Origin of the sequence: Apilactobacillus kunkeei (assembly GCF_001308195.1) — a bacterium.
GTDB lineage: Bacteria > Bacillota > Bacilli > Lactobacillales > Lactobacillaceae > Apilactobacillus > Apilactobacillus kunkeei_C.
In genome coordinates this window covers 12,160-35,953 of record NZ_JXDF01000003.1, presented here as the reverse complement: position 1 = coordinate 35,953, position 23,794 = coordinate 12,160, and the positions used below count along the sequence as shown (strand labels likewise).

Annotated in this window: 31 protein-coding genes; 9 read left to right on the top strand and 22 right to left on the bottom strand. The window is 34.5% G+C overall.

Features of this window, described 5'->3' with window-relative positions:
* Positions 1-86: 86 nt before the first annotated feature.
* From RZ78_RS00580 to RZ78_RS00565, 5 genes are all read right to left on the bottom strand, one after another.
* Positions 87-488 (bottom strand): cupin domain-containing protein, encoded by a 402-nt coding sequence (locus tag RZ78_RS00580; RefSeq protein WP_054607770.1) that lies wholly within the window; start codon positions 486-488, stop codon positions 87-89.
* Between the two features lie 39 nt (positions 489-527).
* Positions 528-890 carry a cyclophilin-like fold protein gene (locus RZ78_RS00575; RefSeq protein WP_054607769.1) on the bottom strand — a complete coding sequence of 121 codons (363 nt, stop codon included), beginning with the start codon at positions 888-890 and terminating at the stop codon, positions 528-530.
* A 111-nt stretch (positions 891-1,001) separates the two neighbouring features.
* Positions 1,002-1,175, bottom strand: coding sequence for a hypothetical protein (locus RZ78_RS07480; RefSeq protein WP_155451827.1), 174 nt, complete (start codon positions 1,173-1,175; stop codon positions 1,002-1,004).
* Positions 1,176-1,658 carry a flavodoxin gene (locus RZ78_RS00570; RefSeq protein WP_054607768.1) on the bottom strand — a complete coding sequence of 161 codons (483 nt, stop codon included), beginning with the start codon at positions 1,656-1,658 and terminating at the stop codon, positions 1,176-1,178. It lies immediately after the preceding gene.
* A gap of 102 nt (positions 1,659-1,760) precedes the next feature.
* Positions 1,761-2,417, bottom strand: coding sequence for an NAD(P)H-binding protein (locus RZ78_RS00565; protein ID WP_272946485.1), 657 nt, complete (start codon positions 2,415-2,417; stop codon positions 1,761-1,763).
* A gap of 92 nt (positions 2,418-2,509) precedes the next feature.
* Here RZ78_RS00565 and RZ78_RS00560 point away from each other — a divergent pair, with 92 nt between their 5' ends.
* Positions 2,510-3,397: a LysR family transcriptional regulator gene (locus RZ78_RS00560; protein WP_054607766.1), complete on the top strand. Its 888-nt coding sequence runs from the start codon at positions 2,510-2,512 to the stop codon at positions 3,395-3,397.
* Between the two features lie 244 nt (positions 3,398-3,641).
* Here the strand turns inward: RZ78_RS00560 and RZ78_RS00555 are convergent, their stop codons facing one another.
* The 3 genes from RZ78_RS00555 to RZ78_RS00545 form a co-directional block, all read right to left on the bottom strand.
* Positions 3,642-3,914 (bottom strand): hypothetical protein, encoded by a 273-nt coding sequence (locus tag RZ78_RS00555; RefSeq protein WP_054604495.1) that lies wholly within the window; start codon positions 3,912-3,914, stop codon positions 3,642-3,644.
* Positions 3,915-4,224: 310 nt separating this feature from the next.
* The gene (locus RZ78_RS00550; RefSeq protein ID WP_054607765.1) at positions 4,225-5,124 is read right to left on the bottom strand and encodes a histidine phosphatase family protein; all 900 of its coding nucleotides are present in this window, start codon (positions 5,122-5,124) and stop codon (positions 4,225-4,227) included.
* A gap of 137 nt (positions 5,125-5,261) precedes the next feature.
* On the bottom strand, positions 5,262-6,224 hold the full coding sequence (locus RZ78_RS00545) for a DUF4352 domain-containing protein (protein WP_054607764.1): 963 nt from the start codon (positions 6,222-6,224) through the stop codon (positions 5,262-5,264).
* A 141-nt stretch (positions 6,225-6,365) separates the two neighbouring features.
* Here RZ78_RS00545 and RZ78_RS00540 point away from each other — a divergent pair, with 141 nt between their 5' ends.
* Positions 6,366-6,869: a GNAT family N-acetyltransferase gene (locus RZ78_RS00540; RefSeq protein WP_054607763.1), complete on the top strand. Its 504-nt coding sequence runs from the start codon at positions 6,366-6,368 to the stop codon at positions 6,867-6,869.
* Positions 6,870-6,871: 2 nt separating this feature from the next.
* Here RZ78_RS00540 and RZ78_RS00535 read toward each other — a convergent pair whose 3' ends face one another.
* Positions 6,872-7,141 carry a hypothetical protein gene (locus RZ78_RS00535; protein WP_191978819.1) on the bottom strand — a complete coding sequence of 90 codons (270 nt, stop codon included), beginning with the start codon at positions 7,139-7,141 and terminating at the stop codon, positions 6,872-6,874.
* 210 nt (positions 7,142-7,351) lie between these two features.
* Between RZ78_RS00535 and RZ78_RS00530 the strand changes: the two genes are divergently transcribed.
* The 3 genes from RZ78_RS00530 (at position 7,352) to RZ78_RS00520 (ending at position 8,931) form a co-directional block, all read left to right on the top strand.
* Complete coding sequence (locus RZ78_RS00530; RefSeq protein WP_054607761.1) at positions 7,352-7,696, top strand: hypothetical protein; 345 nt, start codon at positions 7,352-7,354, stop codon at positions 7,694-7,696.
* A gap of 75 nt (positions 7,697-7,771) precedes the next feature.
* Positions 7,772-8,653 carry a DUF4238 domain-containing protein gene (locus tag RZ78_RS00525; RefSeq protein WP_054607760.1) on the top strand — a complete coding sequence of 294 codons (882 nt, stop codon included), beginning with the start codon at positions 7,772-7,774 and terminating at the stop codon, positions 8,651-8,653.
* A gap of 77 nt (positions 8,654-8,730) precedes the next feature.
* Entirely contained in the window at positions 8,731-8,931 is a 201-nt protein-coding gene (locus tag RZ78_RS00520) for a hypothetical protein (RefSeq protein WP_054607759.1), read from the top strand.
* Between the two features lie 137 nt (positions 8,932-9,068).
* Here the strand turns inward: RZ78_RS00520 and dcm are convergent, their stop codons facing one another.
* The gene (dcm, locus tag RZ78_RS00515) at positions 9,069-10,358 is read right to left on the bottom strand and encodes a DNA (cytosine-5-)-methyltransferase (RefSeq protein ID WP_054607758.1); all 1,290 of its coding nucleotides are present in this window, start codon (positions 10,356-10,358) and stop codon (positions 9,069-9,071) included.
* A gap of 88 nt (positions 10,359-10,446) precedes the next feature.
* Between dcm and RZ78_RS00510 the strand changes: the two genes are divergently transcribed.
* The gene (locus RZ78_RS00510) at positions 10,447-11,883 is read left to right on the top strand and encodes a Sau3AI family type II restriction endonuclease (RefSeq protein WP_054607757.1); all 1,437 of its coding nucleotides are present in this window, start codon (positions 10,447-10,449) and stop codon (positions 11,881-11,883) included.
* A gap of 19 nt (positions 11,884-11,902) precedes the next feature.
* On the opposite strand, the gene RZ78_RS00505 is transcribed toward RZ78_RS00510, so the two are convergent.
* The 5 genes from RZ78_RS00505 to RZ78_RS00490 all read right to left on the bottom strand — a co-directional run bounded on the left by RZ78_RS00505 (position 11,903) and on the right by RZ78_RS00490 (position 14,282).
* Positions 11,903-12,250, bottom strand: coding sequence for a hypothetical protein (locus RZ78_RS00505; RefSeq protein ID WP_054607756.1), 348 nt, complete (start codon positions 12,248-12,250; stop codon positions 11,903-11,905).
* Positions 12,251-12,450: 200 nt separating this feature from the next.
* Positions 12,451-13,257, bottom strand: coding sequence for a helix-turn-helix domain-containing protein (locus RZ78_RS00500; protein WP_081006854.1), 807 nt, complete (start codon positions 13,255-13,257; stop codon positions 12,451-12,453).
* Positions 13,258-13,348: 91 nt separating this feature from the next.
* Positions 13,349-13,576 carry a hypothetical protein gene (locus tag RZ78_RS00495; RefSeq protein ID WP_054607754.1) on the bottom strand — a complete coding sequence of 76 codons (228 nt, stop codon included), beginning with the start codon at positions 13,574-13,576 and terminating at the stop codon, positions 13,349-13,351.
* 48 nt (positions 13,577-13,624) lie between these two features.
* Positions 13,625-13,822 (bottom strand): hypothetical protein, encoded by a 198-nt coding sequence (locus RZ78_RS07330; protein ID WP_081006853.1) that lies wholly within the window; start codon positions 13,820-13,822, stop codon positions 13,625-13,627.
* A gap of 181 nt (positions 13,823-14,003) precedes the next feature.
* Positions 14,004-14,282 carry a hypothetical protein gene (locus RZ78_RS00490; protein ID WP_054607753.1) on the bottom strand — a complete coding sequence of 93 codons (279 nt, stop codon included), beginning with the start codon at positions 14,280-14,282 and terminating at the stop codon, positions 14,004-14,006.
* Positions 14,283-14,423: 141 nt separating this feature from the next.
* Between RZ78_RS00490 and RZ78_RS00485 the strand changes: the two genes are divergently transcribed.
* Complete coding sequence (locus RZ78_RS00485) at positions 14,424-15,065, top strand: CPBP family intramembrane glutamic endopeptidase (RefSeq protein ID WP_054607752.1); 642 nt, start codon at positions 14,424-14,426, stop codon at positions 15,063-15,065.
* Positions 15,066-15,092: 27 nt separating this feature from the next.
* Here RZ78_RS00485 and RZ78_RS00480 read toward each other — a convergent pair whose 3' ends face one another.
* The 7 genes from RZ78_RS00480 to RZ78_RS00450 form a co-directional block, all read right to left on the bottom strand.
* Positions 15,093-15,329 carry a hypothetical protein gene (locus tag RZ78_RS00480; RefSeq protein ID WP_054607751.1) on the bottom strand — a complete coding sequence of 79 codons (237 nt, stop codon included), beginning with the start codon at positions 15,327-15,329 and terminating at the stop codon, positions 15,093-15,095.
* Positions 15,330-15,491: 162 nt separating this feature from the next.
* Positions 15,492-16,223, bottom strand: coding sequence for a hypothetical protein (locus RZ78_RS00475; protein WP_054449549.1), 732 nt, complete (start codon positions 16,221-16,223; stop codon positions 15,492-15,494).
* A gap of 114 nt (positions 16,224-16,337) precedes the next feature.
* Complete coding sequence (locus tag RZ78_RS00470) at positions 16,338-16,757, bottom strand: Hsp20/alpha crystallin family protein (RefSeq protein WP_054607750.1); 420 nt, start codon at positions 16,755-16,757, stop codon at positions 16,338-16,340.
* Between the two features lie 28 nt (positions 16,758-16,785).
* Positions 16,786-17,214, bottom strand: coding sequence for an Hsp20/alpha crystallin family protein (locus RZ78_RS00465; protein WP_054607749.1), 429 nt, complete (start codon positions 17,212-17,214; stop codon positions 16,786-16,788).
* 246 nt (positions 17,215-17,460) lie between these two features.
* Complete coding sequence (locus RZ78_RS07475) at positions 17,461-18,969, bottom strand: GH25 family lysozyme (RefSeq protein WP_054607748.1); 1,509 nt, start codon at positions 18,967-18,969, stop codon at positions 17,461-17,463.
* A gap of 151 nt (positions 18,970-19,120) precedes the next feature.
* Positions 19,121-20,431, bottom strand: coding sequence for a sensor histidine kinase (locus RZ78_RS00455; protein WP_054607747.1), 1,311 nt, complete (start codon positions 20,429-20,431; stop codon positions 19,121-19,123).
* Entirely contained in the window at positions 20,428-21,117 is a 690-nt protein-coding gene (locus tag RZ78_RS00450; protein WP_034531031.1) for a response regulator transcription factor, read from the bottom strand. Before RZ78_RS00450 ends, RZ78_RS00455 begins: the two co-directional genes overlap by 4 nt.
* 122 nt (positions 21,118-21,239) lie before the next feature.
* Here RZ78_RS00450 and RZ78_RS00445 point away from each other — a divergent pair, with 122 nt between their 5' ends.
* Positions 21,240-21,641, top strand: a complete 402-nt coding sequence (locus tag RZ78_RS00445) for a GtrA family protein (protein WP_054605232.1) — start codon at positions 21,240-21,242, stop codon at positions 21,639-21,641.
* Positions 21,634-23,787, top strand: coding sequence for an ArnT family glycosyltransferase (locus tag RZ78_RS00440; protein ID WP_054607746.1), 2,154 nt, complete (start codon positions 21,634-21,636; stop codon positions 23,785-23,787). Before RZ78_RS00445 ends, RZ78_RS00440 begins: the two co-directional genes overlap by 8 nt.
* Positions 23,788-23,794: the final 7 nt, after the last annotated feature.

Below are 23,794 nucleotides of genomic sequence, written 5' to 3'. Positions count from 1 at the left end.
TCTCTTTCAACATTATTAATCTTAACCAATTACCAAGTTTAATAGAATTGCCAAAGAATTAGCATTTCATTAACTATTAGTTGATACTACTTTTCAAGTTTTTGATATTCTTTTTCAACAACCGGTTCTAACCACTCACTAGTTCCGGCAGTAATTGAAACGTGGCTGAACCAGCTATCCTTGTCAGCACCATGCCAGTGTTTAACACCTTCGGGAATTACTACTCGGTCGCCAGCCTTTAGTGTTTGCGCAGGATTCCCCGCTTCTTGATACCAACCTTTTCCTGAAGTTACTAGTAAGATTTGGTAGCCATCATGATGAATGTGCCAATTAGTTCGTGCCCCAGGAGTAAAAGTAATATTACTTACCCCAACATTAATGTTACCTTCCTTTTTTACTAAAGGATGGCGGTAAGTGTCACCAACAAAATATTGTCCAAAGGTATTCTGATTACCAACTCCAAATAGATTATCTCTAATATTTGTCATTTTAAATCTTCCTCCTTAACATTAAGTGATATTTCATGTTTAGTTCTTTAACTTAAAGGTAACGTCAACCGAACCTAACTTACTAAAGAAACTAACATCACTATCGATATGTCCAATTGGTTGTTGTTCAAAAACTTCACCATTTTGCTCATATAGGATTACCAGTGATCCCATTGGTGGCCAGTATGAAATATCGCCAACTTTATAGTTCCGATTCTTAGCATTGTCAATTGGTAAGCTCCCACGACCATAACGATGACACATTTCACGAGAATACAGGTTATCCATTTTAATTGTAAATGGCATCCGCGAAATTAGTTCCTTAGTGGTGACGTTATCTTCAAATTGAGCGGTTAAATTAATATCATTATTAACGACGATTTCTACTAATTGCTTATTCATCTTAAATCTTCCTTTCTAACTATCTTAGCTTTAGCGTGGGTTGCGCGCCAAAACGTGGTCATAATTAATAACCTTTATTTTGTGGTTATCCTTTTGTCTATGTTGTTTTTCTCACCCGTGATGATTTTTAGTAAATGTGATTTTCTGGTGAATATCCTTATCACGGTGATTAACCCAGACACTACTTACATCATCAGTTGTTGTTACTCGCGAACTAGCCGCGTGAGCAACTAATGTAACACTGGCAAAGATAAATAATGATAATGCAATGAACAGCTCCTTCATTTATATCACACCATCCGCTGCTAACCATTCTCTTATTTGATTAGTACTACTTGCTACTGCATGAGTCTCTAACCGTAGGCCTGCTTTAACATTCGTTGTTGGTAAGAATTTCTTCGTGTCTTTTTCCGTATTTTCAATCCCAATATCACCTGATGTCGCAAATGGAATCACCGTCTTACCACTAAAATCATAGGATTCCCAGAATGACCGAATAATCATTGGCTCACGATACCACCAAATCGGGTGACCAATAAAGACGGTGTCATATTGGTCCATATCAGGAACCTGCTTAGTTAATTCTGGACGAAAGTCTGCTAATAGTTCGTTGTGTCCCTGAATTGAACATGGATCATGCTCTTCTGGATAAAATTGACTAGTTTCGATTTCAAATAGATCTCCACCAGTTAAATTCTGAATTGCCTCTGCGAATTCCTTACTGTGACCCCAGTGACTAAAATATGCGATTAAAACTTTTCCTGCCATTTTAACCTTCTCCTTTTAATTATGTTTCGATCAAGCTAACCTGATGATGACATAACAAGTCAGTAAAGTAATTAAAGTCTACATGTTACTTACTCCATTCACTTAATAAAATGATGGCTTTCCCCATTGGGTATTCGGTTCGGCTATCCCAACACTTTGATAAGCTGCTAATTCTGGGTTATTTACGATATCAGCAACAAACCTAGCCGCTGCTTGACGGGTTAATTGCGTATCCTGGAATGGCTGACCGGATTGAATCAATTCATAAGCTTCATTTTTATCCTGGTCATACAACCATGCCATCCGCATTAATGTGTAATTCAGGCCGTTGTGTTTGATAACGTTAGCCGCTACTTTTAGATTTTGATTATTTCCCATCATCTTCCTAGTCCATTTACCAAAATCACCGGTAACTTCATCCTCAATTCCTAATTCGCTAATTGCAATTAAACGCTTCACATGCTGCTCTTTCATCACCGCAACTACATTTTTATTAGCTTGAATAAATTGACTAGTTGCCATAAAAACAATATCTTGATCTTTGATTGCACGTTGAAGATCATCAACGTTATTCCAATCACCATTCATCACATGAACTTTCGGATTGCTTACTAATTTCGCTAGCCGTTGACAACCATGACGGGCAAATAAAGTTAGAAAAACACTTTGATTCAACAACTTTGGGATCAAGTAATGTGAGATATTGCTCGTTGCTCCCAAAATCAACACTCGTTTCACCTTAATGCCTCCTTGCTTCATTCGATGGTTTTATTATGCATCCAATACCATTGACAAGGAAGAAGCTCATTGTTAGGATGGTATTAACTAAAGGTTGATACGGAGGGTGTGCAATGGAAACCAATAATTTACGAACCTTTATCTCAGTTGTCCGGTCGGGAAGTTTCACAAAAACTGCCGAACAAAACTTCATTTCTAGTACTGCTGTAATGAAGCAAATTAACAGACTAGAAAAAGAAGTAGATGCAAAGCTATTTAATCGTGCTAATACTGGTGTTACACTAACCGCTAGCGGCAAGGTGTTCTTAAAATATGCTGAAAAGTTTATCCAATTAACTAACCAAGTATACACAGACTGTCACAAAGCAGATGGGAGCATTCAAACCATTCGACTTGGTACCTCCCTTCTCCACCCAAGTACTCCGTTCATGTCAACCTGGAATAAAATTAAAAATAATTTTCCCCATTACCAGCTACAGATTATACAAATTCCACGTGATCTTACTACTAATAATCGTGAATACTCAATGCTTGGTCGTGAATGCGATATTATGATTGGCACCTTTGATCAAGCAACAACTAGAAGTCTGGCGACTACAATTCCCCTTGGAACTTACCAATTTGGTATTGCAATTCGGAGCGATAATCCACTAGCAGATAAAGAAGAATTAACCATTTCCGACTTAAGGGAACAGACATTATTAATGGTTCCAACTGGTATTAGTGAAAAGAACGACCAATTACGTCAAGAAATTTTAAATAATGATCCAGAAATTTCTATTAAATACACAAGTGGACGCTATGACATCAATGTTTTTAATCAAGCGGTTGATGAAAATGATGCATTAATCAATTTAACCCCCTGGAAGAATATTCATCCTAACCTAGTCACAATTCCGCTCCAAACCAGCATCGAAGTTGAATATGGCATTCTTGCTCCAAAAAATACTATTGGAAAGGTTAATAATTTTATGAATCGTGTTCGACAATTGCTACATTAGGCAAGAAGGCATTTCATCTTCCATGCTACAGTGCAGGACATCGGCATCTACACTAAACCTAACTAACAGTACAATTCTGATTCAGAATGGTGCTTAGTGCAATGTTATTGTGGATTTATCAACCAATGCCATCTGAATCAGAAGAATTTAAGTACTCGTTTAAAAGAACTATTAACTCCTCTGTTTCGGACGTTTGTTGAGTATCTATTAAATAAAAAAGAACGACTTTTATAGTCGTTCTTTTTTATTTTACTGTTTCTTCATTCTTAGCAACAAATAGATAAATAATATAACTAACTGTCCACACAAAGATGAATACTAAAAAGATTAATAATGCTTTGATATCTAAATTAATATTGAAATTCAAGAATCCTTTTAACTTAATAATATTAAATCCTAAGAAGGATTCCCATGAACCATGTGAATGAAATATAATTTCTAGAAAACTATCTAATAATATAAGAATCAAATATGCAATGGTTCCGTATGAAAACCAATTAAACACCTTTTTTAACATAAAAATTCCCCCAAATTAATCAATATATTTATTATACACAAAAAAGCAACCCTTTGTTGGGTTGCTTTTTACCTTGGCTAATCCTGTGAATGCCAGGCCTAACATCACTTTAAGTAATGGATGAGGTAAAGGATTAAATTCCTCACGACGTAATGTTAATTATTAATAGTGATTATGGACACTATAATCGATCAATTAATCTTTTCGGCTGGAGATAAACGATAATTACCTACCATAATCACCATGCATCCAGTCAATGAATTAGCCAAGCGATAGCCCTTCATATCACCGTTCTTAAATCCAAGTCATCTTATTTTTCATAATCAACTTTCATGCTAGCTGATTCCTTAACCTTGTGGTTTTGTAAATACTTAGCACCTTTTTGAGCGTAACTTAAATCACCAACCTTGCCAAAGGTAACCTTACCAGTCTTAACATTATAGTAAACCTTTGTAACACCTGAATTTGGAATTAATCCGTTCGTTAAAAGACTTTTATCGGTCTTACTTAGGTTGTGATCATATTTAGATAGATATGCACCAATAATCTCTCCTGAACTAACAACCAGAGCATTCTTACCATGTTTTTTATATGTTTCTTTAGCAATTCTTCTAATCCCTGCTGATTCTCTTTTCAGTACTTGATTTGCACTCTCAGCTCTATCTTGGACGGGGGTAGAGTCGTTCTTCTTATCTAGCTCATAAATAGCTTGAATACGTTTAGCAGTAGTATTTAAACCAAATTTTTTTGATAACTCCGCATTATCTTTAACTCCATAATAATCATCGATAACCTTACTATGGTCTTTTTCCTGATACAATTCGTACTTTCCACCACCAACTTCTCTAAACTGTGGTGTCTCAAGTACGGTTATTTTATTGTTACCGGAGTAATCTAGCATATCTTTAATTGTGTCCAAATGACGGACTAGTTTACCACACGCCGCCTCTGTAAAGTGAACACCACGAAGTCCTGCTCCGACTTGTTTGGCAACCAAATCTCCTTGAGGAGTCAATGGATAGTCATCCCATCCTTCTGCAAGGGTCATAACATTTCCAGTAGTTTGACCATGTCGTGCTAGATAGACAGTCACAATATTTCCATTCTTTTTGGCATTTGACGTCTTACTCTTTGCCGAGGCAGCCACCCCAGTACTTGAAAGTGTTAAAAATAGCAATAAGCCACTCATTAATTTGGCTTTGGAAATCATTAGCGTCATCTCCTGATGAATTATTTATGGAACGTCTTTAATATATGCCTACCATGTAAATTTGCTATAAAAATTATGTAAAAGTTATGTAAATATAAAAAAGAGAGGCGCAGGCAAAGCGCTTCTCTTTTTATTTATTAGTTTAAGTCGATATCTACGGTGTGGTTATCGAAGAAATTAGGTTGGTATTCCAACTTTAACTTAGCGTTTGGATTAGCTTGACCGATTAAGTAACCAGTAACTTTTGAACCTTCATCTAAGGTACCACTATCGATAGTATTATTATCATAAGTATCATTACCAGTAGTTTCATCTAGATCAGTACCATTACCATCAGCACTCAACTTAAAATCAAAAGGATTGTAGTCTTGCTTGTCACCAGTATCGTTTTGGATGGTAACATTAATTGCAACATACTTATTACCACTCTTAGGAGTGTCAATATCATCACCATCATCATACTTAATATCATTTACAGTGACTTTGTATCCCTTGTAATTAATGGTTTCTCCAACCTTGTATTGTTTGTTCAATACAGCTTCAGAATCTGATTTTGAAGATGAGTCTGTGTCTGAGTCTGTGTCTGTGTCTTGTGATGATTTTGTTTTACCTTGTGTAGTAGAAACATCACTGTCTGATGAACTTGAGCTTGAACCATGTGATGATGCAGTAGCAATAATTGCAATTGAAAGAAGTACTGAAACAGCAATAACTACCCAAATCCACCATACCTTATACCAAGGAGCAATTACATCATTTACTTGTGATGCTTTCTTGGCTGGTTTTTGTAGAAATTCAAAAACAACAGCGATTATAAGTAATACAATTGATGGGAAAGCAAAAATCATTGATAAACCAGATATCGCACTACCAATAATCCCCAATACTGGTCCTACGATTGAAATATTTAATTGCTTAGCATAATACAATGAAACAGTGTTTAAAATCACACCGATCCATGTAACTAAATAGAAAAATCCCCCGTTGGTATTTCCATTATTTGCAATTGCTTGCGCAATTACGACAAACCATGAAATAAACAACATTAAACAGTTAAAAATGTTAAACGCTGCAGTCCATATATTAATTTTAGACTTCATGTAAAAAATTCCCCCTAAATTTTAATCCATATTTAATAATATCATAACGAAAAATCAATTCAAAGAAATCTTTTATTAAGATATTAGTGAATAATACTTCACAAAGGGTTATACTCTAATTAAAAATAGGAAGTGATAATTATGAATAATATCGCTGAATTTAAGCTGGATAGACAAAATTATGGTCTAGCGTTAGTCGAAGAATTTATGTCCACCGAAATTTACGACATCATTAACAAAGACCGCGAAGAATTATCCAAGTGGCTACCATGGGCTAAGGACATGCAATCAATTGATGACGAAGCAAAATTCATTCGCTATGCTAAAGAACACAATATATTCGTTCTAGCAATTTTAAATGGTGCAAAACCAGTCGGTATGATTGATTTACACAATGTGGATCAAGTGAACCATACCGCTGAAATTGGCTACTGGTTATCCAGTGAATATCAAGGTAAAGGAATCATGTACAACAGTGTGCAATCACTTGTTAGTTATGCATTTAACTTCTTTGATATGGAAAAGCTAATTATTAAAGCTGAAGTTGACAATGAACCAAGCAGACGCGTTGCTGAACGTGCTGGATTCACATTCCAAAAAACAGAAGAACCATTTGCGATTTATGCAAAACAAAAGAACGGCTAGAATTAGCCGTTCTTTTTATTTTCCTTTAGCATGTAGTCCATGAATCCATATAAAGCCATCCAGATTAACATGATGACAACGAAGTAAATCAATGTCTTCCATGTGATCAATAGACTAAAGTTGAATTCCCCGGGGTTAAAATTCTTAACGACTCTTACGCCCATTAGAGTGCGCCAAGTAGATGGTGATTGATAGTAAAAACCTTCCAAAAATCCATCAATAATAGTTAAGATTACATATACCCCAACGCCAAGTGAAAACCATTTGCTCATCTTCATTTGCATAATGTAACCCGCCTTTATTATGTACTAACCACATAATAGCACAGCAATTCTCTTCGTTGCATCAAAAAAGTCCATAAAAAACATGTTATATCAACATTTTAACGAGTTAATACAAAAAGATGACAATAGTTTGTCATTTTCATTAAGTTTATAAAGTGGTATATTCTTATTACTACAAAATTCAAAGGAGGTGCCATGATGAAGACAATCAGAAACATTATTATCTTAGTATTCCTTGCTGTGCTTATCTTCATTGCTTTGCCTGTTGGAAAAGACTTCTACATCCAAAGCTCATTAAGCAAACAAGCTACTTCAGCAATCAGCAACCAACAAGAATTAAAGAAAGTTGCTGCTAACGAATCAACTTACGTGTACTTAACTCAACACAATAATGATCGTATCTACAATTCAGACTCAGACACTGGTAAAGGAGATACCTACCGTTACTCCGCCAAGTATGGTGATAAGAACATCACACTTACTGGTACCCTATTAAATGCTGGATTTAAAGTAAAACTAGATAAAGTGGAAATTACACAATAAGAAAAATCTCTCCTAACATGGAGAGATTTTTTGTTTTATAATTATTAAACTAAATCTTTTATAGGAGTGACAAGCATGAGCAAAGTAAGACTTCAACATTACATTCCTCAATTAATATTAAGATCATTTACAGATTCAAGTGGTCATCTTTCTTGTTACAGGATTGAGGACGAAAAGTTCTTTCATCCAAAACCCAACGCTGTAATGGCATCAGCTTGGCTATATGATGAGATAGAACTAGAAGAAGTAAAAAAAGGCTTAAAATACCTGGATAGGAATAATACTATCAAAAAATTTGATAAAGCTATAAAAGAAATGGAAAATGAGAATCAATACATCGAACATTCTCTAGGTTCTTCTGAATCAGGTTTCGGCGTACTTATAAATAATCTCATAACCACACGAAAAGGTACTATATTAACAAAAAAGAGTATTAGAAAAAACCTCTTATTAATGCTTAGACAATTATCCTGTAGGTCATTACGGCGAAAAAAGCAAATTGAGTCAATACCGCAAGAGAGATATAACAAATGTTTAAAAAAATACGGATTAAATGATATTAATTTTAAAAATTTTGCTAGTTTTTTAAGATTTCAAGAATTATTCATTCCTTCTGATGAAGAAAAATTCGAAATAAATTATATTAATTTTTGTGGAAGTATTTCGCTAGCAATAAATGATTCCGAAACACCCCTTTTATTTGGAAATAATGCACCTATGTTAAAGATACCCCGAACGGAAGAACAACTTTTCCCCATATCACCAAAGTTAGGTATTATAATCCGAAGAGATGAATCAAAATCGTTAATATTTAGAAATAAAGTTGATCAATATAATAATTATTACTTAAGCAAACAGGAAATCGAGATTTCGAACATTCTTCAATCATCAGATTTAAATGACATAGTAATAGGTCCAAGCGAAGTAATAAAAGAAGCTAGAAAAAAACAAAACTAAATACTGAACACTTCACATCTATGGTGCTACTATATAGTTGGATTCAGATATAAATTGAATTGATAGAGGCGATTAATATGACTGAATCAGAAATTATTAGTCAAATTGAAAAGATTAAGACTGCACCGGGAATGATTGATTTCTTAAGAGAATTATTAAAGGATTGCCGAAAAGAAGATCCTACCGATGTCCACACATTCCATAATTTTGAAAAGGCATTGTATGATTATGAAAATCATCAATACCAAACTCATAATCAAGCTGATAACTCCCTATAATGTTATTAGGTCAAAGAAGGTCTTATGATGATGAAAAGATTTCGAATTCATGATTGTACTACTTTCTTACTTGATAGATTTTCAATATAATGTAGAGACATTTTAAATAAAAAAGGCATCCGTTTGGGTGTCTTTTTTTAATCATCATATTCATTTACAATTTCTTTAATACCTTTACCGATACCTTCAATAATTGAGGTAACTAGAGCATTTCCCATGAAAAACATTCTCATTCTATCAGTAACTTCTTTAACTTCACCATCAACAATTTTATATTTAGTCCAATCGTCAGGGAAATCTTGCATTCTTTCCGCTTCAATTGGTGTTAAAACTCTATACCTATCATTAATCTTCAACCAATGAGTTGATCTGTTAACACTTCCTTCAGAAGTAAGCATTGTTCTACCTGGTAGTGATAAATCTTCATAAGGAGACATTCCACCTTCACTGTATGTGTAGGTATGACCATCTGCTGAAGTTCTTTCAATATGTTTAGGACCTCGTAGATATGCAAATTTATCAATCTTCACTTGATCATCTACGTAGTACTTTTCATCAACATCTTCTTCTGGTTGAATAATATCTCTTAATGGTGTTGGCTTTTTATCAGAATTTGGAACAGAGTCAATAGTAAAGTACTTACCGTGTCTCATAATTCCAGTGTTGAATACTTTGCCAGTGAAATTATCTGATGCAGCTACAATATCATCTGGTAGTTCATAATAAGCTCTTCTACCTTTGTATAACTCTTCTTTAATTGGGAATTGCTTTGCAAACAGGCCTTCTTTAAAGATATATTCGTCATAAGCATCATCTGGGATTAATTCTTCATCGAAATCATATTTTTCATCTAAGTGCTTAGCATAAGGTAAATCATTACGGAATACGAAGAAGTATACACGACGACGACGTTGCGCTCTACCGTAATCAGCCGCATTAATAACACGCCATTCTACAGAATATCCTAAGCTATTTAATGCAGTAAGCATAATTGAAAAATCTCTACCTCTTTGCTTAGCTGGAGCTTTCAAAAGTCTATCTACATTTTCAAAAATCATATATTTAGGATGGATGTCTTTTGCAGCTCTTATAATCTGCCAGAATAATACACCCTTTTTTCCTTGAATTCCCATTTCATTTTTCTTAGATCTCGCTACTGAGTAATCTTGGCATGGAAATCCACCAACTATCATGTCAGCGTCCATGGAACTGAACTTTTCATCAGAAATTTCAGCAACATCAATCCCAATATTTTCGGAATCTGGAAAGCGATAGTTGTATACATCAAAAGCATCTTGGCTTTTTCTCGATGGTTCGTATTGATTGGACCATTTTGTCTTAAATAAGTCTTTATCCGCATTATCGAGACCAATACGGAATCCACCGACTCCGGCAAATAATTCTAAGACTTTAAGTTCTTTCGCCATGCTAATCACTCCTTTTTTGAATTATTAATATATATTATATAATATATGTAGAAAAGGATCAACACATATTATTCAAGAGGGGCCAAATATGGATTTTAAAACAAAGGAAGAAGTACATAATAGAGCTGTTCAGATTGAAAACATTAAACAAAAAGATCTTATAAAAATGCTTAATCTGCACATAAAAGGTAAAAAAAATGCCATGGGTGACGTGTTTGAAGCTTGGTTTGGAAAGCCAAAGGACTCTGCAAGTCAACCTGATTTAGGTGTGTCTGAGCTAAAAGCGACTCCTTTCAAACGTTTAAAAAATGGTGATATTAGCGCTAAGGAAAGATTAGTCCTTAACATTATTAATTACGAAGATTTAGATAAAGAAAATTTTGAAAATAGCCATCTTCTTAAAAAAAACAAAGTACTGGAACTTGGATACTATGAATACAATAAAGACATCCCAAAAGAAGATTGGTTTTTCGCAAAATGTGTTATGTACGAAATGCTCAACAATAAGAATGATTTAGAGATTATCAAAAAAGACTGGGAAATCATTCAATCATATGTAAAACAAGGTAAAGCTGAAGAAATAAATGAAGGAATAACAAACTATTTAGCTGCTTGTACAAAGGGTGTAAACAAGCATTCAATGAGAACACAACCAAACTCAAACGTCATGGCTAAACAAAGAGCGTTTTCCTTAAAAGGAAGCTTTATGACGACTCTTCTAAGAGATTACATCTTTGGAAATAAACATTCAGATGCAATTATTAAAGATTCTACTGAATTATCAACTCAATCTTTAGAAGATATTATTAATTCAAAATTTAAACCTTTCATCGGAAAATCAGTAAAAGAAATAATTAATAATTTAAATATACCTGTTAAAGAAACTAAAACGATTGGTAAATACAATGTTGAAATTGTAAACAGAATCTTAGGAATAAAAAGCAGAACCGGAATAGAAGCCGATGAATTCAAAAAAGCTTCAATCGTACCAAAAACTATTCAATTTAATCAAAGAAACATAAATAAGGAAAGTATGTCTCTACCACCCTTTAAGTTTAAAGATTTAGTTGAAGAGAATTGGAATGATAAGGATGGTTCCCCAGAAGCATCTTTAAATGTTTACTTTTCAGAAACAAAGTTTTTATTCGTTGTTTTTAAAACAGAAGATGATGGAGATAACTATCTAAAGGGTATTAAATTCTTTAGGGTTCCAGATGAACAGAGAGACGGTGTAATAAGAGAAGCTTGGCAACAAACAGTAAATGCATTACTTTCAGGTGTAAAACTAAGTTTTAAAAACAATAGAGTCTCTAACAATCTCATATCCTCAAAAGACAAAAAAATTATTCACGTTAGGCCTCATGCCGCAAGGAGTAGCTATGTTGATAGCAAAGATTCTAATGAATTACCCACTCCCGCGAAATGGACTAACAAACCTGATTCATATTCAAATAACTTTATGACAACTCAATCTTTCTGGATAAATAGTAAATATATAAAATCAGCAGTAGAAGATTTATTATAAAATAGCAGTGAACTTTGTTTCACTGCTTTTTTATAATGTAGTAAATTCTATCTTTCCCCTTTATAAATCCCTTACTTCCCAAATAGTTATTATATTCATAAAAACTAACCTCTAATATTTTATATATAGATTTAAAAAATGAACATTTGAAGATTACGTCTTGATTACTATAAACATCAAACGTTTCATAATCCGTATCCGGTTGGTTCAAATCATGATAACCTGTCAATTTATTTAACATTGCATCATAGGCAATATAGGACATTTTCCAGTCATATTTTGGATATGTAATAACGTAATCAGGATTATCATAACTTCTTAAATCTTCTTTGTATGATTCGCATGCAATTTCAGTAATATCTTTCATGAAAAAACTCCTATAATTAACATTTAACTCATTATAGATCGATTTATAAAATAAAAAAGCCCTTCTTACACGAGATGGGAAAGCTCGATAAAGAAGGGCACTATAAAGAATTAAATTGTTTTAAAGCGTTTCAAAGGGATTAATCATCCTGAACGCAACTACATAATAGTTTCATAATTATGAATAATCAATAATCTTGCCTAATATGTGACGAATTTAGAAAATCCATATACTCTATCCGATTTATTAATAAATCTTTTGTATATCTTATCTTCATCAAGCAAAGTATTATTTTTGAGATATTTGTAATAATAAATATATTTATTATTAAGCAATTCTCTAATAGGTTCTCTTACTTTGTTATATGTGTTGTACAAAATTCCAGGTGAAAAAACAATATATTTAACACCTATATATTTCGCATATAATTCAAAGCTTTTAACAATAGAATCAAATAATTCCTTTTCATAATATTTAAAATCCAAGTCTATAATTTTAAATACTAATTCTCCATCTTCTATTGTGATTCTGACGTTTCCTTGGAATGTATTCTTTCTTCTCCACTTCATCTTAATATTTATACATGAATTTCTACCATATGGATCAATTTGAAAAAAGCCTCTTGTTTCATCATATAAAATCTTTTTAAATTCTGATATGTTTTTTTCATTAAAAGCCACACTACCTATTTTTTCAAACATCATTTGCGCATACTCTACCTTTTCATCAAATTTTTCTTTTTGTATATTCAATGATTCGCATATTTTATTTTTAATATATGGTGTAGTTTTATTATATGGGTTCATTCTGATTCTATAAATTGTACTTCTGGGGATACCTGATATTCTGGACAAATAAGAGCTACTTATATTATTTCTTATCATTATTTCATTTAAATTATTTCTAAATACAGGCTTTCTATAAATATCATATCGTTTCATTATTTCATCTCCGATAAAAATTTTAAATTTATAATAGTATCTAAAAAATAATTTAACAACAGTCATTTACTTGCAACAAAACGTCGAAAAACAAAAAAGAATGTTGATAAATCAGCATTCTTTTTTCATTCTAATTAAAATATTTTAATGAATTCCATTAATCATCAAAAAAATTATCCATATCAATTGGATCAATTGTAAATTCAATAAAAAGTAAGATTTCTGAAAGAATAAAGATAATAATTGCTATTGCCTTTCTTAATATCGTATCTGGGCCATCAAAAAAACTTTCCCAAATTAAGAAAGTTGAAGTAATTATAGCAATTATTGCTATCGATAGTCTCACAAATCCGCCAATTATTTGCCTTTTTGATTCCTTTTTCATTTAATCTACTCCATTCAATATGTATACCGAAGTTTATTTTCGGTTTGTTTAATACCACTTAAACAATTTAAACGATGTCTTATGGTAGACCTTGTTGTATAAAGATTTATGTGGATTATTAATCCATCCCATTCCTTTTTTACCATAATAGGGATTCACTGCTCTTTTCAATGAACGAACCGCACGACCTCTTGTACGTGCTGAGAATGATTTTTTCCAACTAGGTTTTCTAACCCCATACTTCATCTATATCATCTTCTTTATCATAATATAATATAATTATACAACTTATCTATTTTTTTAAAACCAAATAGAAGAGGAATGAAAGACGTTCCTGAACAACTAACTAAGACAGCTATTGCTTTTGCTAACCAAAACAAGTAATAAACATTAAGCAAAAAATAAAAGCACACAATAATGTGTGCTTTTATTTTTTCGATGGTGGATCTTGTGGTGTAAACCATGTTGGATGTTTCTTGTGTATTCTTTCGGTGATAAAACTATAAATGAGATATAAGAACATCAATATAACTCCACCAACTGCGGAAATAATGGCGTAAGTCCAAAACTCATGCCAATTATGTGCAGTGAATCCATTGGATAATAAGTCAGAAATCATCCCAATTACAGCCCCAACCACTGTCACAACAATGATTAAGGAAATCCATTCCTTTAGGGTTTCTAACTTTGTTTTTGCTTTTTTCATCGTCTCTTCTCCCTTCGAAAATTGTCCAAATTTGGGTTTATTTTTTTAGAAAAAATTATTCAGCATAATAAATTTATAGAACTATAATTGACCAATAACTGAATATCTAATTGTAAAAATAGTAATCAAGGAGTGAATGCGATGAAAAAAAAATCATTTATATTTATCTTGATATTCCTTTCACCGTTAATGGAACTTGTCCGATATCCAATCATTTATTCAACAAACGAACCATTATTCCATGCTGTTGTTGAGGTATTATTTACCTTTATCATCTTAATATCGGTTATTCTTTATCTCTATAATAAAATACTCAATAAAAAAATAATTGATGCTTTCCATGATAATCATTTTAACTTCAAATTGGTAATAATTGGAATCGAATTATTTCTCCTAGAAGTTTCTTTCGTTCTCCTAACTGCCAACCCACACGAAAGTTTTCAGGCCAATTTATCTAACCTACTTGGATATAATGATTCAAAATTACTATTACTGTGTATTGTCGCGAGTCTAACATTATCACCAATCGTTGTTGAACTATTTTTCCGAGATTTAATTCAGTCTTACTTAAAGAAAAATTTTAACGCAAAATACGCTATCCTATTATCATCATTTATTTATGGAATCTCCCATTCATTATTTAGCATCATTTCGTTAGCGTATTACATATTAGCTGGAGTTTTGTTAGGTAAATCTAGAGAGGAATCAAACGGAATTATAGCACCAATTGTACTCCATTGTTCATGGGATATTTTAATGCTATTGATGATATGGATATATTAAAAAGCATACGATAAATCGTATGCTTTTCTATTTGATATTGATCCAAATGATTGCAGCTAATAACAAAATATCAATGATTGTCATTACGACGTTGAACCATTTAGTTCTATTTTTAAAATCAACGATTAGCATATTTCTTAATCCAACTGGGATAGAAAGCATTGCCAATCCAGCAATAAAGATTACTAAACTGTGGACGCTAAATAACAATATTAAAACGTATAGCAAAAAAATGGTCCAAACAGTGTTACTGTATTTTTTCATTATCATCACTCCGGTGAAACGTAAAACTATGTAGAGTAGTTTATGATAAAAAATTAATTCTAACTTAAAAACTACTTATTAAGTTTATATATCTATTAATGATTTAAGTCAATAAAAATAAAAAAAGAACTGCCAAAACTTGGTAGCTCTTTTTGATAAATATTATAGGTCGTAACCAATCATGATGTTCTTAAAAGCGTTTAAGCAACCTTTATCAATGCGTTGGTTTAAGAATCTTTCGTTAGTAATATTGGCGTTATCGAAGTATGAAGAAGACATATTCACTTCAGGACATAGTTCGATGAACTTCTTAATCATGTTATCGTCAAATGAGTGTGGTTGAACGTCAATGCTTAAACCAAATTCTTGGTGATAGAAGCACATTACCATTTGCTTTAGTAATACCGTCATAGCACGATTTGGAACGGTTGTAATGTCAGATTCAACTTTTAGGACATCATAGTAACGATCAAACAATTGGTATTGAGCGTTGTATCCTTGAACAACGTTGATTCTGGCAACCCTGATGTTTTCCATTGAGTAACCTGAATCTAGCATATCTTGTTCACGTTTTGATAATTCATCGCTCTTAATGTATTTGATTGGATCAGTTCTTAGAATCATCTCCATGTTAGGAATATCATCCTTAGAAGATGTGACTGGTTTGTAAACCATACTATTAAATTGGAATGATGCTTCTTTTGACATTGAGGCATCAATTGTTTGTGCGTTGTTATAACGTGCCTGTTCTACTTCTCCGTGGTTCTTAATTACTACGTACACAATTACCGCTAAAGCAATGATAATCCCGATAGTAATCGCTAATATCGGATTAGATACCACACATAAAAGTAAAAATATTAGAACTAACGCTCCAGAACAACCTAATCTCATCTACTAACACTCCAATCATCCTTAAAAAATCATTATAATTCTATTATAATATCTTTTCACTTTATATTACAGAAAAAATACACAAAAAAAGAGCCATATCGGCTCTTTTTTGAATTAGTTAATTGCAATTGAGTGCTTGGATTGCTTTTCTGCAGATTTAGGCACCATGATATCCAAGATACCACCGTCATACTTAGCACCAATCTTCCCAGTGTCTGCATCAGGTAAGTAGAATGAACGACTAACATCGCTAGATGTTCTTTCGCTTCTAATCAACTTACCGTCTTCGTCTTTTTGTTCCTTATTCAAATCGTGGATAGCATGGATTGTTAAGGTATCATTTTCGTAATTAATGTTGATATCTTCCTTCTTAAATCCAGGTAGTTCAGCTTTCACTTCGAATTCATCATCATTTTCGATAACATCTGTCTTCATCTTTGAAGAGTTAGCCATGTTTCTGCCTAATCCATCAAAGAAGTTGCTCATTGGATCCATAAAATCGTTGAATACATTGTTTCTTAGTTCATTTGCCATAAGATATCCCTCCTATTATTTGAGTTAATTAGTTAATGCTGATTTTGTGTGCTTCTTCATCCTTAACTTCTTGCTTTGGTAATGTAATCTTTAAAATACCGCCATCGTAGTCGGCAGCTACATTATCAATATCGATATCAGGTAGGTAGAATGCACGAGCGATGTTGCTTGAAGTGCGTTCCTTTCTTAATACCTTACCTTCCTTGTTGGTGTCTTCCTTGCTCAAGTCATGTGTAGCATGAATACTTAGAGTATCGTTGTTGTAATCTAGATGAATTTCATCCTTCTTGAAACCAGGTAATTCAGAGCTTACTACGTAATTATCTTCGTTTTCAATAACGTCAGTCTTCATTTGATTACCAGCAACTGAATTGAAGAAATTCTTACCAAAGTCACCGAAGAAATCGTTCATTGGATCAAATACATTGAAGTCTCTGTTTCTTAATTCGTTAGCCATAATCAAAGCCCCTTTTCATTATTTTATTTTCAATATTTAGTTGGTAGTTATTTATTTCCTATCAACAATTCTTATATTAGTCAGTATTGGTCAAATAGTCAAGAGAAAACTAGCACTTAATTGCATCGAGTGCTAAAAATACGTTATAAACGTTGATATATCAATGTTTATTTTTAATAAAAAAATTTAAAAAAGATACAAAAAAAGACGATTCAATCGAAGAATCGTCTTTTTAATCAAAGTTTTTTATTTAAACATTGCACCGTAGGCCCAACCAATAAATTTACCTTGGTAATAAGCCTTGTAGTAGTACTTCTTCCAGCCGTCTTTCTTAGCACGTTGGGTGATTTGTACTGGGGTGTATGCGTATCCGGTACCGTAGTTAGTAACATGAATATCAGCGAATCCACTGTTACCAACGTGATTGTAGAAGTTTACCTTTGGGTGCATTCTAACAATCTTAGTTGCGCGGTACTTAGAATAAGTAACGTTGGTTACCAAACCGTTGGTATTGATCCAACCTAATACCTTACCGTTTTGTAGAACACGGTAGTAAGTACGACCATTTGAAGTATTCTTAGCTATTGAGTTAATAGTAACTCGCTTGGTTGCGTAAGAATTACTCTTATGAACGGCCTTAGTGTTCTTCTTGTAATGGTTATCACCAGGGACATGGTTGTAAATCTTCAAACCAGTACCACCTGCAATAGTCATTGATTTATTAACGGCAGTGTAATTAACATTCTTAACTACTGCTTTTTTCTTTGGCTTAGTAGTTGTTGTTGATGCTGAGTTATCACTATTGTTATTTGAATCATTGCTATTGTTAGTGTTGTTATCACCATTGGTGTTATTGTTGCTGTTAGCATTGTTGTCGCTGTTGGCATTATTGTCACCATTGGTATTGTTTGAATCATTACTATTGTTATTTGTGTTGGCAGCTTGTTGGTTAGCTTGGCTAGCCGCATTCTGTTGCGCAGCACTTTGTTTATTGTTTACCTTATTAGAAGATTGGTCACTCTTTGGCGCTTTAATCTTTGGTATTGGAGCAGGATTATTGGCATCGGCAATATCACCAATGAACCAGTTAGCATCCTTTGAGGTAAACATACTTGCATCTAGGTTTTTACCTAATGCATTTGAATGGAATTTATCAGTAAATTGCCATAGAACATGTTCTCTTGCGGGTTCATTGTTTTGGTATGCGGCTAACCAGTAACCGTCATAGTTAGCAACTGAGCTAGCTGCGTTTTGCACCATGAAATTAGCGTATGAGTAGAACAGAATCTTACGTTGACCAACTAATGGTCTCAATGCCTTCAACCATGCATCGGTTGATTCATTGGTTCCACCAGAAGTAACGGTTTGTGATTCATAGTCATTTACGTAAAATCTTGCACGTGGTGCACGGCTGTATAGCACCTTAGCTTCATATGCGGCATCACTAGGATTTTCGTATTGACTAAATGAGTATACCCCGTATGGGATACCGTACTTGTCCATTAGATCACGATTGTGTTCAAATGTCTTGTCGGCATAGGCACTACCATATTGCACTCTCAAAATAACAAATGGTACTTCATTTTTTAATTGTTGGGCTTGGGTATCTGTAAGACTGCCTTGCCATTCTGACATGTCATAAACGGTATTTGATGTGTTAGCATTGCTTGCATCAGCCATCGCTGGTACAGAGGTGCTAGCAAGCATCAAACCGATTACGGCAACAATCGAAAACCATAATCCTTTTTTTCTCATATAAAGATATAAAGAAATTAAAAAATTAATTTATATCTTATACACCTCCTCTTATCGTTTTATCATTATTGCATATTGTAACAGAGCCGGAGGGGTAAAAGAAAGCCAATTCCATATTAAATTTTAGAAAAACTTTGTAATATTTAATATTTTATAAATTAATATTTACTGTAAAAATTGATCCAGTTGGGTGATTATCACGGACATGAATTCGACCATGGTGTTGATCGACTATCCATTTAGCGATTGATAATCCCAGACCAGTTCCCCCAGTCTTGGAATTTCTAGACTTATCTGTACGGTAGAAACGTTCAAAGATACGCGCCTTGTCTTCGTCAGGAACACCGTTTCCAGTATCTGAAACCACAATCTTTAGATTACTGTGGTTCTTTACAATCTTAACAGCAACGGTGCCACCCTTTGGTGTGTATTTCATCGCGTTATCAATTAGGATAACCACCAATTGTTTAATCAAGTCGGCATCAATATGGCCAGTTCCATCGACATCGATAGTGTCGACAAATGACTTGTTTTGACTTGTGGCAATCTCATTGAATGGTGACAAGACACCTTCAAAGAATGGTTTCAATTCGACATCGGAGAGTTGCGCTTGGACGATGTTGGAATCAGAACGCGCTAGCGTCAATAGTCGTTGGGTTAAGACCTTTAGATGCTTAACCTCTTCTAATGTCGTCGATACCGGTTGAATCTGATCGACGACTTTATCGTTTGGTTTGGTTAGCAAGAATTCCATTTGGTTTTGAATAACCGTCAATGGCGTTCTCAATTCATGGGCGGCGTTGGAACTAAATTCCTTTTGTCTGTGCCATGAATTAATGATTGGTTTCATACTCGACTTAGATAGGTAGTAAGCAATTAAAATCGCGATTGCCCAGAAGAATATCAAGGTCACAATCAATGCTTCGACGAAACTGTGTAGGGCAAGTAAATCAGCATCGATATTTTGCAAAATCAATACATAATTACCCGCATATTCGGGGTTGGTGTTGTCGTCGGACACCTTTAATAGAATCCCTCTAAACGTGGTCACGTAATTGTGAGACCACAAAGTAATTTCTTCAACTTGATTTAGTTTTCTATTCTTAACGGTCAACTTACTCAATAACTTGTAGTTTCTTTGACCAAGCATCCCTCTATTGGAAATAATTCCCTTTTTATTGAAGACAATCACGTTAGTCTGAAAATCACTATTGTTGTAGTTGTTAAACGGATTAAAGCCGCCGGGACGTTGATTAACACTCAATGGGCCTTCATTGGCGTAAGTGTTTCTCTCAATTCGTTCCTTTTGGCGGTTCAATCCAGCGTCGATGTTGGAGTAAATCGACTTTTGGAAGAAGAAGTAAACAATTAATCCTAAAATCGCAAATAAAATCGCAAAACCAATTAGTTCCTTAATGAATAACTTAATTTGTTGTTTGTGCTCTAAGATGCGATCTCTCATTGATTAGATCCTTCTAGCATGTACCCTACGTTTCTTAGGGTCTTGATTGGGTTTTCTCCAGAAATTTGTTTAATCTTCTTTCTTAAGTTACTCATGTATACCTCAACTACTGATAATGAAGTTTCAGAATCAAATCCCCATAAACGATCGAAGATTTGGTCCTTGGTAATAATAGTAGAAGGATTTTGCATGAAGTAGACCAATAGGTCGTATTCTTTTCCGTTTAGTTTCAATTCTTGATGTTGGTATTCAACGTAGTGGCGACCTAAATCAACATTAAATTCGCCCACTGACAATGTGTTGTTGTTACCAAGACGACCTGTTCTCTTTAACAAGGCCTTTACACGAAGGATTAGTTCTTCACGATGGAATGGCTTAGTTAAGTAATCGTCGGCGCCTAATTCGAACCCATGCACCTTATCGGCCATGGTGTCCTTGGCAGTCAAAATTAAAACGGGCATGTCGATTTCGTCGTCTACTCGCCAATGTTTTAAGATATCGTATCCACTGACTTCCGGTAGCATTAAATCTAAAATTGCAATGTCATAGATGTTGTCTTGGCCCATCATTTGGCCTTCAAAACCATCATTTACCACCGTTGTGTTTCCGATTGGTGATAAGAATTGAGCCACACTGGCTGCTAAGTTTTCGTCGTCTTCGACGATTAAGATATTTAAACCATCCATGTTAATCATTCCTTTCGATTTCAATTAATTTTGTTATTTAAGTTAAGTTTATGATTGCTTTAAGATTAGTTTAATTTTCTTAAACTAGACTTAAATCATTCCAAAAAAGGAAGTGCCCAACCATGATAAATATTTTGCGGCAGTTTTTTAAATTCGGAATTGTTGGTCTTATCAATACTATTCTAACTTATCTTATCTATTCAATGTTGTATAAAGCAACTTCTCCTACTTTTGCAATGGCGATTGGATACGGTATTACATCGATTATTGGTCTAACCATTAATCAAAAGTGGGTATTTAAAGCCAACCATGACTGGATGATCGTCGTTAAATACTACCTTACTTACCTTTTAACATGGACATTGAGTATCTTAGTGACCGAGGTGGCAAGTAACTATTTCCACGTTATTGCCAGCATTATCCCCCTAATCACACTTCTAGTCACTACGCCTACTAACTTCCTATTAAGTAAGTATTGGGTATTTAGAAAAACTGAATTAAAGGAGGCATCTGCCAATGAATGAACCGACAGACAAGAAGCCTAACTTCTTCCAACGACATAAAGTCGATTGGGTGTTAGCTATTATTCTCCTAATTGCATTAGGCTTGTACGGTTACGGAACATGGAAGACTGGTTCTGCCAACGACTTCTATACTTCCGCCATCACTAGTATGACCCAGAGTTTTAAAAACTTTTGGTATGCCAGTTTTGATCCAGCCGGATACATCACTGTCGATAAACCACCTGTTGCCCTATGGTTCATGGCTATCTCAGCTAAAATCCTAGGTGTTTCAAACTTCAGTGTGGTCCTACCATCAGTATTATTCGGTGTCGGATCCGTCTACCTAATGTATCGACTAGTAACTCCTTACTTTGGTCGATTCGCGGGTAGAATCGCAGCGTTAGTAATGACAATTACCCCCATTGTTGTTGCTGACTCTCGTACAAACAATATGGATGCTACTCTAATTTACTTCCTATTGTTAGCAATCTGGATGCTACAAAAATCCATTAACAAGCACAACATGTACTGGTTAATTGGAAGTTTTGCTACCATCGGATTCGCGTTTAACATTAAAATGCTACAAGCTTTCATGATTATTCCAGCAATGCTTATCTTCTACTGGTTAGCATCAAACGATTCATGGAAGAAAAAAATTGGTAAGTTATCACTTGCCACAATCGCTTTAGTCGTATTCACCCTATCATGGCCACTATCAGTTGACATGACATCAGCTAATAACCGTCCATATGAAGGTGGATCACAACACAACTCAGTATTAGAACTAGCCTTTGGATACAACGGTACTCAAAGATTACTAGGTCAAACTACTGGTACCGGTGGTGCTTTCAAGGGTATGGGTAGCAGCTCTTCTAAGAGTTCTAACCAACCTGGTGGTAACACCAAATCAAACAGCAACAACAACATGACTCCACCGAGTGGAAAGATGGGTAATTTCAATCCATCTAAAAACATGAAATCACGTGGTAACTTCCCTGGCGGAACTCATCGTGGTGGTATGAAGATGAACGGTAAAGGCGGCATGGGTGGTGCCGGTGGTGCATTTAACATCGGAACTGCTGGTCCACTTCGTCTATTCCAATCAGCTTTAGGACCACAAATTAGTTGGTTGCTACCATTCTCCATCATCGGTATGATTGCTGCATTCATCGGCTTCGCTGATCCTAAGCGTAAATGGTACCAACTTACTACTCGTCAAAAACACACTGTTTTATGGACAGGTTGGTTAGTTCCAGTCTACGGATTCTTCTCCGTAGCTAGTTTCTTCCATCCTTACTACACCATCATGTTAGCTCCTGCCATTGCAGCTCTTGCTGGACTTGGGTTAGCAGCTATGCTGGACTTGTTTAAACGATTCGGTCTAAACAATTACAAGGCATACTTCCTACCACTAGCAATCGTTGTTACTGCCGGACTACAAGCATGGTATGTATCAAGCTACTACGCATGGTTAAGTGTCTTAATCCTAGTCGTAGCAGTTCTAGCAAGTATCTTATTACTTGTCTTCAAAGCTAAACCTGCCGGAAAGGCTATCGTTATCGTAGGGCTACTATCAATTGCAGTAGCACCAAGTTTCTGGTCATTAACCCCTACCCTTGCTAAAGAATCTGCAGCTATTCCAACCGCTGGTCCCGATCTCTTAACCAGTGGTGGTAATAACTCAGGTGGAATTGGTAACGGAACAGTTAATACCAAATTGTTGAACTATTTAACTAAGTACCAAGGCAATGCCAAGTACCTATTTGCAACCGCAGATTCTGGCACTGCTGCTCCATATATTATTAAAACCAAGAAAGCCGTCATGGCCATGGGTGGTTTCAACGGAACTGACCCTGCAATGACATTAAGCAAATTCAAGCAATTAGTAAAATCTGGACAAGTTAAATACTACCTAGATGAAGGTAAATCAGGTTCTACTAACAGCACGATTGTTAACTGGATCAAGAAACATGCTAAGAAGGTCAGTGCAAGCGAATATGGTGGTTCAACCAGCACTACTTCTTCATCCAACTCAATGAGCTTCACCATGAAGAAAGGCGCATCTGCTAAGATGTCCAAACCTAGTGGTAAGCAATCAATGAACATGGGTGGTGGACCATCTAACATGAGCAACGGTACCTTATATGACCTTTCCAGCATTTATTAATCTGGAG

Coding starts and splice junctions, on each gene's coding strand:
- RZ78_RS00580 (WP_054607770.1), bottom strand. CDS start 488: ATGACAAATATTAGAGATAATCTATTTGGAGTTGGTAATCAGAATACC.
- RZ78_RS00575 (WP_054607769.1), bottom strand. CDS start 890: ATGAATAAGCAATTAGTAGAAATCGTCGTTAATAATGATATTAATTTA.
- RZ78_RS07480 (WP_155451827.1), bottom strand. CDS start 1,175: ATGAAGGAGCTGTTCATTGCATTATCATTATTTATCTTTGCCAGTGTT.
- RZ78_RS00570 (WP_054607768.1), bottom strand. CDS start 1,658: ATGGCAGGAAAAGTTTTAATCGCATATTTTAGTCACTGGGGTCACAGT.
- RZ78_RS00565 (WP_272946485.1), bottom strand. CDS start 2,417: ATGAAGCAAGGAGGCATTAAGGTGAAACGAGTGTTGATTTTGGGAGCA.
- RZ78_RS00560 (WP_054607766.1), top strand. CDS start 2,510: ATGGAAACCAATAATTTACGAACCTTTATCTCAGTTGTCCGGTCGGGA.
- RZ78_RS00555 (WP_054604495.1), bottom strand. CDS start 3,914: ATGTTAAAAAAGGTGTTTAATTGGTTTTCATACGGAACCATTGCATAT.
- RZ78_RS00550 (WP_054607765.1), bottom strand. CDS start 5,124: ATGATTTCCAAAGCCAAATTAATGAGTGGCTTATTGCTATTTTTAACA.
- RZ78_RS00545 (WP_054607764.1), bottom strand. CDS start 6,224: ATGAAGTCTAAAATTAATATATGGACTGCAGCGTTTAACATTTTTAAC.
- RZ78_RS00540 (WP_054607763.1), top strand. CDS start 6,366: ATGAATAATATCGCTGAATTTAAGCTGGATAGACAAAATTATGGTCTA.
- RZ78_RS00535 (WP_191978819.1), bottom strand. CDS start 7,141: ATGAGCAAATGGTTTTCACTTGGCGTTGGGGTATATGTAATCTTAACT.
- RZ78_RS00530 (WP_054607761.1), top strand. CDS start 7,352: ATGAAGACAATCAGAAACATTATTATCTTAGTATTCCTTGCTGTGCTT.
- RZ78_RS00525 (WP_054607760.1), top strand. CDS start 7,772: ATGAGCAAAGTAAGACTTCAACATTACATTCCTCAATTAATATTAAGA.
- RZ78_RS00520 (WP_054607759.1), top strand. CDS start 8,731: ATGACTGAATCAGAAATTATTAGTCAAATTGAAAAGATTAAGACTGCA.
- dcm (WP_054607758.1), bottom strand. CDS start 10,358: ATGGCGAAAGAACTTAAAGTCTTAGAATTATTTGCCGGAGTCGGTGGA.
- RZ78_RS00510 (WP_054607757.1), top strand. CDS start 10,447: ATGGATTTTAAAACAAAGGAAGAAGTACATAATAGAGCTGTTCAGATT.
- RZ78_RS00505 (WP_054607756.1), bottom strand. CDS start 12,250: ATGAAAGATATTACTGAAATTGCATGCGAATCATACAAAGAAGATTTA.
- RZ78_RS00500 (WP_081006854.1), bottom strand. CDS start 13,257: ATGACTGTTGTTAAATTATTTTTTAGATACTATTATAAATTTAAAATT.
- RZ78_RS00495 (WP_054607754.1), bottom strand. CDS start 13,576: ATGAAAAAGGAATCAAAAAGGCAAATAATTGGCGGATTTGTGAGACTA.
- RZ78_RS07330 (WP_081006853.1), bottom strand. CDS start 13,822: ATGAAGTATGGGGTTAGAAAACCTAGTTGGAAAAAATCATTCTCAGCA.
- RZ78_RS00490 (WP_054607753.1), bottom strand. CDS start 14,282: ATGAAAAAAGCAAAAACAAAGTTAGAAACCCTAAAGGAATGGATTTCC.
- RZ78_RS00485 (WP_054607752.1), top strand. CDS start 14,424: ATGAAAAAAAAATCATTTATATTTATCTTGATATTCCTTTCACCGTTA.
- RZ78_RS00480 (WP_054607751.1), bottom strand. CDS start 15,329: ATGAAAAAATACAGTAACACTGTTTGGACCATTTTTTTGCTATACGTT.
- RZ78_RS00475 (WP_054449549.1), bottom strand. CDS start 16,223: ATGAGATTAGGTTGTTCTGGAGCGTTAGTTCTAATATTTTTACTTTTA.
- RZ78_RS00470 (WP_054607750.1), bottom strand. CDS start 16,757: ATGGCAAATGAACTAAGAAACAATGTATTCAACGATTTTATGGATCCA.
- RZ78_RS00465 (WP_054607749.1), bottom strand. CDS start 17,214: ATGGCTAACGAATTAAGAAACAGAGACTTCAATGTATTTGATCCAATG.
- RZ78_RS07475 (WP_054607748.1), bottom strand. CDS start 18,969: ATGAGAAAAAAAGGATTATGGTTTTCGATTGTTGCCGTAATCGGTTTG.
- RZ78_RS00455 (WP_054607747.1), bottom strand. CDS start 20,431: ATGAGAGATCGCATCTTAGAGCACAAACAACAAATTAAGTTATTCATT.
- RZ78_RS00450 (WP_034531031.1), bottom strand. CDS start 21,117: ATGGATGGTTTAAATATCTTAATCGTCGAAGACGACGAAAACTTAGCA.
- RZ78_RS00445 (WP_054605232.1), top strand. CDS start 21,240: ATGATAAATATTTTGCGGCAGTTTTTTAAATTCGGAATTGTTGGTCTT.
- RZ78_RS00440 (WP_054607746.1), top strand. CDS start 21,634: ATGAATGAACCGACAGACAAGAAGCCTAACTTCTTCCAACGACATAAA.